The organism is Ensifer sp. ENS07 (assembly GCF_014852185.1).
In the GTDB taxonomy this organism is placed as follows: domain Bacteria; phylum Pseudomonadota; class Alphaproteobacteria; order Rhizobiales; family Rhizobiaceae; genus Ensifer; species Ensifer adhaerens.
Genome location: NZ_JACVBE010000001.1, coordinates 673274 through 685604, shown reverse-complemented (window position 1 = coordinate 685604; position 12331 = coordinate 673274). Strand labels below are relative to the sequence as shown.

Annotated in this window: 13 protein-coding genes; 6 read left to right on the top strand and 7 right to left on the bottom strand. The window is 63.0% G+C overall.

Features of this window, described 5'->3' with window-relative positions; translation table 11 throughout:
- Positions 1 to 2 precede the first annotated feature (2 nt).
- The 6 genes from IB277_RS03325 to fabD all read right to left on the bottom strand — a co-directional run bounded on the left by IB277_RS03325 (position 3) and on the right by fabD (position 6465).
- Entirely contained in the window at positions 3 to 890 is an 888-nt protein-coding gene (locus tag IB277_RS03325; RefSeq protein ID WP_090294799.1) for a YicC/YloC family endoribonuclease, read from the bottom strand.
- 133 nt (positions 891 to 1023) lie between these two features.
- Positions 1024 to 2223, bottom strand: coding sequence for an endolytic transglycosylase MltG (gene mltG / locus IB277_RS03320; protein ID WP_034803938.1), 1200 nt, complete (start codon positions 2221 to 2223; stop codon positions 1024 to 1026).
- A 463-nt stretch (positions 2224 to 2686) separates the two neighbouring features.
- A complete protein-coding gene (fabF, locus tag IB277_RS03315; protein WP_034803942.1) occupies positions 2687 to 3952 on the bottom strand; it encodes a beta-ketoacyl-ACP synthase II in 1266 nt (421 codons plus the stop codon).
- Positions 3953 to 4173: 221 nt separating this feature from the next.
- Complete coding sequence (locus IB277_RS03310; RefSeq protein ID WP_003531676.1) at positions 4174 to 4410, bottom strand: acyl carrier protein; 237 nt, start codon at positions 4408 to 4410, stop codon at positions 4174 to 4176.
- Positions 4411 to 4743: 333 nt separating this feature from the next.
- Positions 4744 to 5481: a 3-oxoacyl-[acyl-carrier-protein] reductase gene (fabG, locus tag IB277_RS03305; RefSeq protein WP_034803959.1), complete on the bottom strand. Its 738-nt coding sequence runs from the start codon at positions 5479 to 5481 to the stop codon at positions 4744 to 4746.
- Positions 5482 to 5520: 39 nt separating this feature from the next.
- Positions 5521 to 6465 (bottom strand): ACP S-malonyltransferase, encoded by a 945-nt coding sequence (gene fabD, locus IB277_RS03300; RefSeq protein ID WP_089043928.1) that lies wholly within the window; start codon positions 6463 to 6465, stop codon positions 5521 to 5523.
- A gap of 339 nt (positions 6466 to 6804) precedes the next feature.
- On the opposite strand from fabD, the gene IB277_RS03295 reads away from it, so the two are divergent.
- From IB277_RS03295 to rplI, 6 genes are all read left to right on the top strand, one after another.
- Entirely contained in the window at positions 6805 to 7848 is a 1044-nt protein-coding gene (locus IB277_RS03295; protein ID WP_090294607.1) for an aldo/keto reductase, read from the top strand.
- Positions 7849 to 7867: 19 nt separating this feature from the next.
- The gene (locus IB277_RS03290) at positions 7868 to 8380 is read left to right on the top strand and encodes a ClbS/DfsB family four-helix bundle protein (RefSeq protein ID WP_090294609.1); all 513 of its coding nucleotides are present in this window, start codon (positions 7868 to 7870) and stop codon (positions 8378 to 8380) included.
- A 274-nt stretch (positions 8381 to 8654) separates the two neighbouring features.
- Positions 8655 to 9101 (top strand): 30S ribosomal protein S6, encoded by a 447-nt coding sequence (gene rpsF, locus IB277_RS03285; RefSeq protein ID WP_034803973.1) that lies wholly within the window; start codon positions 8655 to 8657, stop codon positions 9099 to 9101.
- Positions 9102 to 9127: 26 nt separating this feature from the next.
- The gene (rpsR, locus tag IB277_RS03280; protein ID WP_025426448.1) at positions 9128 to 9376 is read left to right on the top strand and encodes a 30S ribosomal protein S18; all 249 of its coding nucleotides are present in this window, start codon (positions 9128 to 9130) and stop codon (positions 9374 to 9376) included.
- A gap of 192 nt (positions 9377 to 9568) precedes the next feature.
- Complete coding sequence (locus IB277_RS03275; RefSeq protein WP_034803975.1) at positions 9569 to 10522, top strand: membrane protein; 954 nt, start codon at positions 9569 to 9571, stop codon at positions 10520 to 10522.
- 32 nt (positions 10523 to 10554) lie between these two features.
- Positions 10555 to 11130, top strand: coding sequence for a 50S ribosomal protein L9 (rplI, locus tag IB277_RS03270; protein WP_034803982.1), 576 nt, complete (start codon positions 10555 to 10557; stop codon positions 11128 to 11130).
- Between the two features lie 103 nt (positions 11131 to 11233).
- Here rplI and IB277_RS03265 read toward each other — a convergent pair whose 3' ends face one another.
- Positions 11234 to 12331 (bottom strand): HlyD family secretion protein, encoded by a 1098-nt coding sequence (locus IB277_RS03265; RefSeq protein WP_090294611.1) that lies wholly within the window; start codon positions 12329 to 12331, stop codon positions 11234 to 11236.

Below are 12331 nucleotides of genomic sequence, written 5' to 3'. Positions count from 1 at the left end.
CCTTACTCCAGATTCTGGACCTGTTCGCGGAACTGGTCGATGACGACCTTCAGCTCGATGCCGGCGGCAGACACAGCGGCCGCGTTGGACTTGGAACAGATCGTATTCGATTCTCGGTTAAATTCCTGTGCGAGGAAATCGAGCTTGCGCCCGACGGGACCGCCCTTCGACAGAAGCTCCCGGGCGGCAACGATGTGGGAACCAAGCCGGTCGATCTCCTCGCGAAGATCCGCCTTGGTGGCGAGCAAAGCGACTTCGGCGTGGAGCCGGTCCCGGTCGAGCGACGAGCCGTTGTCCATCACCAGAGCTACCTGTTGCGCCAGCCGATCGGCAATCGCAGCGGCGCTACGTGACGGGTCGGACTCGACCGTCGCCGTCAGCCGCTCGATCGTCTCGACCTGTCCCAGCAGGATCTGACAGAGTGCCGCGCCCTCGTCTGCTCGCATCGCGCGCAAATCGGCGAGCGCACCCGCCAGACCTGCCAGGATACCGGCATCGAGCGCCGCACGCTCTTCTTCGCTTTCTTCCGGCTCGCGGAAGTCGACGATGCCGCGGATCGAGAGAAGCGTGTCGAACCGGAGCGGCGCGGGATCGACGAGATCACCGAGCTGGCCGCGCAGGTTCAGCACCGCCGTCAAGGCTGCCTGGTTGACCACGGCCTCGACGGCCGCCTCGCCGCCGCTGACGGAGAGGCCGATCTGAAGATTGCCGCGGGAAAAATACTCCGCTGCGAGCTTGCGCACCTCGGGCTCGAAGCGCTCGAGCCCCTGCGGCAGGCGCAGCCTGAGGTCCAGGCCCTTGCCGTTGACGGAGCGCAGCTCCCAGGCCCAACGACGGCGGCCGCTGCTGCCTTCTCTCCGGGCAAAGCCGGTCATCGATTGGAGCGGCATCATCACCTCCGTTGCGGTTTCAGCAGAAGCAATAAGGCGACGGCGCGGCATCCCGCAAGGGATATCCGCGCCGTGATTCGTCCGTCCACAATGCAAGCACCGCTGCGCGGCTATGCGCCGCCAGCAGCCGGCGTTATTGCGGCTGCGTGGCTGCCGGCTCGGCGGTGCCCGCGTCAGCCGCAGCCTTCGCCGCTTCTGCCGCCCGCTCTGCCTCGACCTTGCGCCAGCGGCGGACATTGGCATTGTGCTCGTCGAGCGTCTCGGCAAAGACGTGGCCGCCCGTGCCATCGGCAACGAAGTAAAGCTCAGGCGTGCGCGACGGATTGGCGACCGCTTCCAGCGCTGCACGACCAGGATTGGCGATCGGCGTCGGCGGCAGCCCCTTGATGATATAGGTGTTGTAAGGCGTCTGCTTGTCGATGTCCGACTTCAGGATCGGCCGGTCGGCCGGCTTACCGTCACCGCCGAAGATGCCATAGATGATCGTCGGGTCGGATTGCAGCCGCATGCCCTTGTCGAGCCGGTTGATGAAGACGGAGGCGACGCGCGGACGCTCGTCGGCGCGACCGGTTTCCTTCTCCACGATCGAGGCAAGCGTCACGAGCTCCTCAACCGTCGACACCGGCAGGTTGGGATCGCGCTTTTCCCATATCTGGCCGACCAGCACCTTCTGGGCTGCGGCCATCTGCTGAACGATCTCGCCGCGCTTGGTGCCGCGCGTGAACTTGTAGGTGTCCGGCATCAGGGTGCCTTCCGGCGGCAGCTCCGTCGGCAGGTCGCCGACGAGCACTGGATCGTCGGCCAGCCTGTGGAACATCTGCTTGACGGTCAGGCCTTCCGGCAGGGAGACGGAGTAGAGGATCGACTTGCCCGACTTCAGGAGCTGCATGACCTCCTGCATCGACGAGCCGGCCTTGATCTCATATTCGCCGGCCTTCAGCGTCTCGTTGTCGAGGTAGGCTTCGGAAACGAAACGGAAAACGCGCGCATCGGTGATGATGTTGCCGCGCTCGAGCCCGCTGGCGATCTCGCTCATGCCGGCGCCGCCCCGGACGATGAAGTTCTGGTTCGCCTGCAGCGGACCCGGCTTTTCGTACTGGTGCATCGCATAATAGACCGTGCCGGCAGCGGCGAGCGCTGCAAAGACAATGACGGTCATGACAAAGTTCAGGAAGATCACGACCTGGCTGCGGGCCTTGCGCGATCGTTTCGGCGGTTGCGGCACTTTTTCCGGACGCAGGGCCTCGTTTGCCGATTTCGGAATGATCGGTCCGTTGCTCGCGTTTTCACTGCGGCCAAATTGCGCCGCGCCGTTATCGTTTGAGTCGCTCACGATTATCCCGAACCCGAAATTCGCGGCCTCATTCTCTTCCTGCTTCCGGTGCGAATTTCGGACTGGACCGTGGCAGGCATAGGTCAAATTTATAAAACGGTGCCGCCCAGAAGGCCGACGTCCGCAGTTACTCAAAAATCCGCAGTCGGTGCAATCTCACCGAAGAACCACAGAAATGTGTCGAATCACCGTCCGTTCAAGAGAACGCGGCGGACGACCGACACTTTAATCCGGAACCACGGCCCGCGGCAAAAACCCGGCAAACCGCAATTCCAGGCAATGACTGAAGGGCAATCTGACAGATTTGCCTTGCGCGAACATCGCGGTCGGCGAGCGCCGTCTTCCGCGACGACGCCTCCTCCCACCACATGCTTGTAGCGAGCAATACGGCAAAAGCTGGATCATCGCGCCGCCTTTGACGGTCGGCGCGACAATTGGCTCAAGCGACGCTCCAGGCGCGCGATCAGGCGCCGGTGTAGCGGCGCAGGACCAACGAGGCGTTGGTGCCGCCGAAGCCGAAGGAATTCGAGAGCGCCACGTTGATTTCGCGCTTGCGCGCGACATGCGGCACGAGGTCGATCTTCGTCTCGATCGACGGATTGTCGAGGTTCAGCGTCGGCGGCGCAATGTTGTCGCGGATCGCCAGCGCCGAGAAGATCGCTTCCACCGCGCCGGCAGCGCCGAGCAGGTGGCCGATGGCCGACTTGGTCGAGGACATCGAGATCTTCGACGCGTGTTCGCCGACCAGGCGCTCGACGGCGCCAAGCTCGATCGTGTCGGCCATGGTGGAGGTGCCGTGGGCGTTGATGTAGTCGATATCGGCAGCCGTCAGGCCGGCTCGCTTCAGCGCCATCTGCATGCAGCGATAGGCACCGTCGCCATCTTCCGACGGAGCGGTGATGTGAAACGCATCGCCCGAAAGGCCGTAGCCGACGACTTCCGCATAGATCTTGGCGCCACGGGCCTTGGCATGCTCGAGCTCTTCGAGGATGACGACGCCAGCGCCCTCGCCCATGACGAAACCATCACGGTCGATATCGTAGGGGCGCGAGGCCTTCTGCGGATCGTCATTGTGCTGGGTCGATAGCGCCTTGCAGGCGGCAAAGCCGGCGAGCGAAATCCGGCAGATCGGCGATTCCGCACCACCGGCCACCATGACGTCGGCATCGCCGAGCGCGATCAGGCGGCTCGCGTCGCCGATCGCATGCGCGCCGGTCGAACAGGCGGTGACGACAGAGTGGTTCGGACCGCGCAGCTTGTGGCGGATCGACACCTGGCCCGAGGCAAGATTGATGAGCCGGCCGGGAATGAAGAACGGTGAGATGCGGCGGGGGCCCTTGTCGCGCAGCGTGTAGCCGCCTTCGACGATGCCTTCGAGACCGCCGATGCCCGAACCGATCAGCACGCCGGTCGCGATCTGGTCTTCATCGTTCTCCGGCTTCCAGCCGGCATCGGCCAGCGCCATGTCGGCCGCTGCCATCGCGTAGACGATGAACGGATCGACCTTGCGCTGCTCCTTCGGCTCCATCCAGTCGTCGGCATTGAAGGTAGCATCGGTGCCGTCGCCGAAGGGAATGCGGCAGGCAATCTTGGCAGGAAGGTCCTCGACCTCGAATTCGGTCACCTTGCGCGCGGCATTGTGCCCGGCAAGCAGGCGCGCCCACGTCGCCTCAGTTCCGCAACCCAAGGGAGATACCATGCCGGTACCGGTGATAACGACACGTCTCATAGTCCGCGACCCACCCTGACTTTTCCATTTCAGAGCCGGATCGGACCACGTGTAACGAACCCGATCCGGGCATCCATTTTAAGGTTCTTATTCACGATCAGAGGGATATGCGGGAAACGCTTGCTGATCGAAATCCCCGCTCAGCGCGGGATAGCCCACTTCCCTGGGCTGAAACGGGCCGCTTTAGGCGGCCCGTCCACGGCCGAAGCCGCTTTAAGGTATTAGGCCTGAGCCTTTTCGATGAACTTGACGGCGTCGCCGACAGTCAGGATCGAGTCAGCAGCGTCGTCCGGGATTTCAACGCCGAATTCTTCTTCGAAAGCCATGACCAGTTCGACGGTGTCGAGCGAGTCCGCGCCGAGGTCGTCGATGAAGCTTGCGCCTTCGCTGACCTTTTCGGCGTCGACGCCAAGATGATCAATAACAATTTTCTTTACGCGTTCTGCGATATCGCTCATGTCGGAGTTCCTCGACCTTCGTTTCTGTAGGCGCCTATTCCGGCACCGGTACTCTTCTGTAAGCCTGATAGACCAAGACGGCCCACCCGGCAATCCATCCAACCGGAACTGCGGCAAACCCAAGGCAGCCAAGGCTGCCGGGCACCTGGCGGGACCGGTCGACTGCTAACAGTCATGGCCCGATTAACACGGTTTAACGCTGTCGCAAAGTCCGAAAATGCCTGTCATTCGCTTGCTCAACATTGAATTTCAGGCATTTGGCAGGCGGCGTCCCGGGACGTTGAAGATCGCCCACCGCACAATCTCGGCGGGCGGCCCATCCCGGAAACCGGATCAGATCATGGCCATGCCGCCATTGACGTGAATTGTCTGGCCGGTGACGTAGCCCGCTTCGTTGGAAGCGAGGTAAACGACCGCCGAAGCGATTTCAGCGCCGGTGCCCATCCGCTTCATCGGGATCGCGCCCATGATCGCGTCCTTCTGCTTGTCGTTGAGCTTGCCGGTCATCGCGCTTTCGATGAAGCCCGGAGCCACGCAGTTGACCGTGACGTTGCGCGTCGCGATTTCCTGGGCCAGCGACTTGGAGAAGCCGATCATGCCGGCCTTGGAGGCGCAGTAGTTCGCCTGGCCGGGGTTGCCGGTGACGCCGACGATGGAGGTGATGTTGACGATGCGGCCGAAACGGCGACGCATCATCGGATGGGTGAGTTCGCGCGTCAGGCGGAACACGGCCGTCAGGTTCACTTCGAGAACGGCATCCCAGTCCTCGTCGCTCATGCGCACGAAGAGACCGTCCTTGGTGATGCCGGCATTGTTGACGAGGATGTCGACGCCGCCAAGCTCGGCTTCGGCCTTCTCGCCGAGCGCCTTGACTTCGGCGCGGTCGGAAAGGTTTGCCGGGAAGAGTTGCACGCGATCGCCAAGTTCGTTGGCAAGCGCTTCCAGCTTTTCGACGCGGGTGCCGTGCAGACCGACGGTCGCGCCCTGGGCGTGCAGCATGCGGGCGATTTCTTCGCCGATACCACCGGATGCACCGGTAACGAGAGCCTTGCGGCCGGAAAGATCAAACATCTCTTTGATTCCTTATAACTGGAGCGCCTAGGCGTTCGCTCAGGCGAGCAAGGCGGCGAGTGCTGCGTCGATATCGGCGGGCGTATTGACGGCGATACCGTTGACGGTCTTGTCGATGCGGCGGGCAAGCCCGGTCAGGACCTTGCCGGAGCCGAGTTCATAAAGCGTCGTGACATTGTTGGCGGCAAACCATTCGACCGTCTCGCGCCAGCGGACCTGGCCGGTGACCTGCTCGACCAGCAGCCGGGCGATCTCGTCGGAATCGCTGACCGGGGCGGCGAGCACGTTGGCGATGACAGGCACCACCGGATTACGCTTCTCGACCTTGGCCAGCGCCTCGCGCATCGCGTCGGCAGCCGGCGCCATCAGCGCGGAATGGAAGGGGGCAGAGACCGGCAGCATCAGAGCGCGCTTGGCGCCCTTTTCGGAAGCGAGTGCTGCGGCCTTCTCGACGGCAGCCTTCTCGCCGGAAATCACCAGCTGGCCGCCACCATTGTCGTTGGCGATCTGGCAGGAACCGAGCGCGGAGGCTTCGCGGCAGACGGCTTCGACATCCGCATGTTCAAGGCCGATGATCGCCGCCATTGCGCCCTTGCCGACGGGAACCGCCGCCTGCATGGCGTTGCCGCGGATGCGCAGGAGACGCGCCGTGTCGGCAATGGAGAAGGTACCGGCGGCACAGAGCGCCGAGTATTCGCCGAGCGAATGGCCGGCGACGAAGGAAACCTTGGACTTGAGGTCGAGGCCCTTGGCTTCGAGCACGCGAATGACGGCCATAGATACGGCCATCAGCGCCGGCTGGGCGTTCGCAGTCAGCGTCAGTGTTTCCTCGGGGCCGTTCCACATGATCTCGGACAGCTTCTGGCCGAGTGCTTCATCGACTTCGGCAAAGACGGCTGCCGCTTCCGGAAAAGCGTCGGCCAGATCCTTGCCCATGCCGACAGCCTGGCTGCCCTGGCCTGGAAACGTGAATGCAATGCTCATGGGATCGTCCCTTCCCTAGATCACTAGGATTTCGGGTCGGCGCGACACGAAATCCTAGTGATCGGTTCTTATGAGTTAGAGCGGGATGCAGGCAGAAACCATACATCTCCGGCTTCCTCTCCATTCACATTCCTTACCGACGAGTCAAGCTTGGAGGCCGGCACGGACACGGCCGACGAGGCCTTTTGCCCTTGATCTTCAACAATCAAGGCGTAAGTTTGCCGCCCGATGTCGCTCTGCCCTACCCGATCACCAGGGTCGAGGCGACCGCTCCATTCCCGGTGCCAGCGCCCCTTCCCTCCCAGGTCGGCGCCGCCCTTCACAAGGATACTTATCTAGATGCGCTACAACACGCTTGGCCGCACCGGCATCAAGGTCTCGGAAATCTGCCTGGGCACCATGACCTGGGGTTCACAGAACTCCATCGCCGAGGCGCACGAGCAACTGGATTACGCCTTCGAAAAGGGCGTCAACCTCATCGACACGGCCGAACTCTACCCCACGACCCCGCTTTCGCCGGAGACCTATGGCGACACGGAACGCTTCATCGGCGAATGGCTGGCCAGGCGCGGCCGGCGCGATGAGGTCGTCGTTGCGACCAAGGTCGCCGGCCCCGGCCGCCCCTATATCCGCAACGGCAACCCGACGACACCCGAGGGCATCGACCAGGCGATCGACGCCAGCCTCAAGCGGCTGAAGACAGATTATGTGGACCTTTATCAGCTTCATTGGCCGAACCGCGGCCACTACCATTTCCGCAACGCCTGGTCCTATGACCCGTCCAAGCAGGACAAGGATCATGTCGCGAGTGACCTCCGGGCAATCCTCGACAAGCTCGGCGACCTCGTGAAGGCCGGCAAGGTCCGCGCCATCGGCCTCTCCAACGAAACGGCCTGGGGCGCGATGAAGTTCATCGACATGGCAGAGCGTCATAGCCTGCCGCGCGTCGCCTCGATCCAGAACGAATACAACCTGCTTTACCGCGCCTACGACCTCGACCTGTCGGAGCTGTCGCACCACGAAGACGTGGGCCTGCTCGCCTATTCGCCGCTCGCCGCCGGCCTCTTAAGCGGCAAGTACCTCGATGGCGCGAAGCCGAAGGGCTCGCGACTTTCGATCAACGGCGATCTCGGCGGCCGCTTCACGCCGCACCAGGAACCGGCCGTCGAAGGCTATGTCAAACTGGCACGCGAGCACGGCCTCGATCCGGCGCAGATGGCCATCGCCTTCTGCCTGGCGCGGCCGTTCATGGCTTCCGTCATCATCGGCGCGACCTCGATGGAGCAGTTGAAGACCAACCTTGGCGCCGTCGACCTTACGCTGTCGCAGGACATCGTGAACGGGATCCGGCGGCTGCACCGGATCTACCCGATGCCGATCTGAGCGTGAGACCAGATCGCCGATGCCGGTACCCCAGACGAAAGCGGAACTGCTTGCGGCGATCGACGTCCAGTTCGCCAGGCTGATGCGCGAGCTGGAACGGGTTCCTGACGAGCGCTACCGCGAACCGTCGCTAGAAGGCCACGCCAAGGGCACGATGATGAGCGTCGGCGACCTCGTCGCCTACCTCATCGGCTGGGGCGAACTGGTGATCAAATGGATCGATCGCGATCAGCGCGGCGAGCTGGTCGACTTCCCCGAGACGGGCTATCAATGGAACGAACTCGGACGGCTTGCGCAGAAATTCTATGCGGACTTCCACGCTCTTTCGCCGGGCGAGCTTGTCGCCAGACTGAGGCGCAGCAAGGAGACGCTCGAGGTACTCATCAGGGATCGCGACGAGCAGACGCTTTACGGGCGGCCATGGTACGGAAAATTCACGCTCGGACGCATGATCCAGTTCAACACTTCCTCTCCCTATGCCAACGCCCACGGCCGCCTGCGCAAATGGAAAAAGGTGAACGGGCTGGCGTAGAAAGCGGAAAAGACGCGGCAAGCCTTGCCTTCCGCGGAAAAATGCGTATAAGCGCGCTGTTCGAAATGCCCGGTCTTCTGGCTGGTGGCTGAACGGAGGGCCGGCTTCCTCGAGGGGAGCCGTTAGGATTGCACGTCTTTCCGGCCTCCCGTGTCTCCGCTCTCGACCGTCTCGATACAACACTTTCTTGCCGGCTGCCTGCAGCCACTAAGAACAGTCGTTGAGGCTTAGCCGCCGAGGTCCGGGCTGATTAACGCAAGAAAGGCAAGCCACAATGGCTCTTTATGAACACGTATTCCTGGCCCGCCAGGACATCACGCCGCAGCAGGTCGACGGTCTCGTCGAGCAGTACAAGGGCGTGCTCGAAGCAAACGGCGGTAAGGTCGGTCGCGTCGAGAACTGGGGCCTGAAGTCCCTCACCTACCGCATCAAGAAGAACCGCAAGGCTCACTACGTTCTCATGGACATCGATGCTCCGGCAGCGGCTGTTCACGAAATCGAGCGCCAGATGCGCATCAACGAAGACATCCTGCGCTACATGACGATCGCCGTCGAGAAGCACGAGGAAGGCGCGTCTGCCATGATGCAGAAGCGCGACCGCGACGACCGTCCGCGCCGCGATGGCGACCGTCCGGAGCGTGGCTTCGGCGACCGTGGTCCGCGTCCGGACCGTGGCGACCGCGAAGACCGCCCGCGCCGTCCGCGCGAAGACCGTGCGTAATCAAGAAGCTTTAGGAGATTAAGACAATGGCTGAAGTTTCTTCCGCTCCGGTTCGTCGCCCGTTCCACCGCCGCCGCAAGACCTGCCCCTTCTCGGGCGCAAACGCTCCGCGGATCGACTACAAGGACATCCGTCTTCTGCAGCGCTACATTTCCGAGCGCGGCAAGATCGTTCCTTCCCGCATCACGGCCGTTTCCCAGAAGAAGCAGCGCGAACTCGCCCAGGCGATCAAGCGTGCACGCTTCCTCGGCCTGCTGCCCTACGTCGTTTCCTAAGAACGGCTGACTCTCCGTCAGTCTTCTGACTCGACGGAACCCGACTTGTTGGGAGAGGCGCTCCCCTAAGGTGAGCGCCTCTTTCTCTCCCTTCCGCGATGGGCGCGGATCGGAACCGGCGCGATGCGCCAAAATCCCATGCTGGGGCTGCGCTTTGGCCATCCCCTAACTGCACGAAGCAGGACAGCGAACGTGACGAATGTGAACAGGACATCGCTGCTGACCGGCGTTCTCGCCGGCTTTACCGCCGCCCTCTTGTCGATGGGCGCGAATACGCAGTCGTCTCTTGCGATCGTCCTTTATGCCGCTTCGGCACTTCCAATCCTGATTGCCGGCCTCGGCTGGGGCAATGCCGCAGCGATCACCGCGATCGTCACGGCCGGCGCCACCGGTGCCGTTCTCGTTTCGCCCTACTTCGCGCTGCTGATCCTCGTTGTCACGCTGATCCCGGCCGGTTGGCTGAGCCATCTCGCCAATCTCGCCCGCCCGGCGTCCGAACTCGGCGGCCCGGACGAGGCGCTTGCCTGGTATCCGCTCTCCGATATCCTCAGCCATCTCGCCGGTCTGGTGACCGTCGGCATGATCATCGTCGGCGTGATCGTCGGTTATGGAGCCGATATCTCCGATCGCATGGTCGATATCGTCATTCAGGCCGTGAAGGCGCAGGACAGCGCCTACAACCCGGATGCGGCTGCCATCGCCCAGATCAAGTCGCTTTTCACCCTCGCTTTGCCGCTCGTCCAGGGCGCGATCTGGGTGCTGATGCTGTTTACCGCCTACTACCTCGCCACCCGCATCGTGCAGATGTCCGGCCGGTCGTTGCGCCCGCGCGAGGACATTCCGTCGACGCTGCGCATGCACCGCAACGCGATCTTCATCTTTCTCGGCGGCCTGGTCCTCACCTTCCTCGGCGGCGCACCCGCAACGATCGGCGCGCTGATCTGCGGAACCTTCGGCGCGGGCTTCCTGCTTGCCGGTTTCGCCTCCTTCCATTTCCGCACACGCGGCAAGTCCTGGCGGCTTCCCGTGCTGTGGATTGCATACCTGTCGGTGCTCGTGTTCACGATCCCGGCATTCTTCTTCCTCCTGTCCGGCCTGATCGATACGCGACGCACCATCGCGGTCACGCCGGTTGGAAAAAACTGACCAACGAACTGGAACTCTGAAAGGAAACCAACATGGAAGTCATTCTTCTCGAACGTATCGCCAAGCTCGGCCAGATGGGCGAAACCGTAAAGGTTCGCGACGGCTTTGCCCGTAACTACCTCCTGCCGCTCGGCAAGGCGCTGCGCGCCAACGCTGCCAACAAGGCCCGTTTCGAAGCTGAGCGTTCGACGCTCGAAGCCCGCAACCTCGAGCGCAAGTCGGAAGCCCAGGCTGTTGCCGAGAAGCTCGACGGCAAGTCGTTCATCATCGTCCGCTCGGCTGGCGAAACCGGCCAGCTCTACGGTTCGGTTGCTGCCCGCGACATCATCGAAGTGCTCGCTGCCGAAGGCTTCAACGTCGGCCGCAACCAGGTCGACCTCAACCAGCCGATCAAGTCGATCGGCCTGCACAAGGTCACGCTGCACCTGCACTCGGAAGTCGAGATCTCGGTTGAAGTCAACGTTGCCCGTTCGGCCGAAGAAGCCGGTCGCCAGGCAAAGGGCGAAAGCCTGACCTCGGCCGACGCCATCTACGGTGTTGACGAAGACGCCCTCAAGCCGGAAGACTTCTTCAACCCGGAAGCCGAATTCGAAGGCGAAGAAGAATAAGCCTTAAAGGCCATTCAACACGCGAAAGCCCGGATCATCGATCCGGGCTTTTTTCTTGGTTGCGCGGCCGTTTCTGGCAATGGCTCTGTGGGCCTCGGCCGTCTTATCCGTGGGCGGCAACAGGCGCGACACCGATGTTCGCCTGGTCCGGCGCAACGCGCACCGGCGCGTCCTTGTCGACGCGTACGACGACCGAAAGGCCGGGCGACAGCATTTCCGCCAGCGGCTGGCCGGGATCGACGACGATGCGCACGCCGACGCGCTGGGCCACCTTGGTGAAGTTGCCGGTGGCGTTGTCCGGACGGATGATGCTGAACTCCGAACCGGCGGCGGGCGAGAACCGCTCGATATGCCCCGTCAGCTCGTTCCGCTGCAGCGCGTCGACCGCGATGGCGACGGGTTGGCCCGCCTTCATGCCGTCGAGCTGCGTTTCCTTGAAATTGGCGACGACCCAGACGTCGTTCGGCACCAGCGCCAGGAGTTGCGAGCCGGCCGTCACATATTGACCGATCCGCGCGCCGATCTCACCGAGACGGCCGTCCCGCGGCGCGACGATGCGGGTGTTGTCGAGATCGATTCGCGCGAGTTCGACGGCCGCTTCCGCCCCGCTCACCGCGGCTTGCAATCCGGCACGCGCGCCAAGCGTCGTCGCCAGCGCCTGCTTCGACACTTCCAGCCCGGCCTCTGCCTGGCTCACGGCAGCGTCGGCCTGCTCAAAGCCTGCACGCGCCTGGTCGGCATCACTGCGGGTCGAAACACCCTTTTCCGCGAGCGGGCGGATGCGGTCCCAGGTCGCCCGGGCCCGATTGAAGGCAGCCTTGGCACCATCGAGCTGCGCCTGGCTGGCGGCGATGCCCGCCTTGGCGGAAAGCTCCTGCTGAAAGGAATTGGCAAGTGCGGCTTTCTGCCCGGCAAGCGTGGCTTCCGCCTGCGCCACCCTCTGCGCATAGATGCGGTCGTCGATCTTGACCAGCAGTTGCCCGGCCTTGACCGTCTCGTAGTCGTGCACCGGAACGTCGGCGACATAGCCCGCAAGCTGCGGGCTCATGATCGTTACAAAGCCGCGCACATAGGCATTCTCCGTCGATTCCACCGAACTGTGGAACGGCGGCAGCCGCCAGGCGTAGAGCACAAGGGCGATACCGGCGATGCCGGCGAGAAGAACGATGATGCTCGTGGGAGAGCGCAAGGATTTCAACAT

Bases quoted from the DNA above. Each gene is read 5' to 3' on its own strand.
- IB277_RS03310 (WP_003531676.1), bottom strand. From the start codon at position 4,410: ATGAGCGATATCGCAGAACGCGTAAAGAAAATTGTTATTGATCATCTT.
- fabF (WP_034803942.1), bottom strand. From the start codon at position 3,952: ATGAGACGTGTCGTTATCACCGGTACCGGCATGGTATCTCCCTTGGGT.
- IB277_RS03325 (WP_090294799.1), bottom strand. From the start codon at position 890: ATGCCGCTCCAATCGATGACCGGCTTTGCCCGGAGAGAAGGCAGCAGC.
- rplI (WP_034803982.1), top strand. From the start codon at position 10,555: ATGGAAGTCATTCTTCTCGAACGTATCGCCAAGCTCGGCCAGATGGGC.
- IB277_RS03265 (WP_090294611.1), bottom strand. From the start codon at position 12,331: ATGTTGAAATCCTTGCGCTCTCCCACGAGCATCATCGTTCTTCTCGCC.
- rpsF (WP_034803973.1), top strand. From the start codon at position 8,655: ATGGCTCTTTATGAACACGTATTCCTGGCCCGCCAGGACATCACGCCG.
- fabG (WP_034803959.1), bottom strand. From the start codon at position 5,481: ATGTTTGATCTTTCCGGCCGCAAGGCTCTCGTTACCGGTGCATCCGGT.
- rpsR (WP_025426448.1), top strand. From the start codon at position 9,128: ATGGCTGAAGTTTCTTCCGCTCCGGTTCGTCGCCCGTTCCACCGCCGC.
- IB277_RS03295 (WP_090294607.1), top strand. From the start codon at position 6,805: ATGCGCTACAACACGCTTGGCCGCACCGGCATCAAGGTCTCGGAAATC.
- IB277_RS03290 (WP_090294609.1), top strand. From the start codon at position 7,868: ATGCCGGTACCCCAGACGAAAGCGGAACTGCTTGCGGCGATCGACGTC.
- fabD (WP_089043928.1), bottom strand. From the start codon at position 6,465: ATGAGCATTGCATTCACGTTTCCAGGCCAGGGCAGCCAGGCTGTCGGC.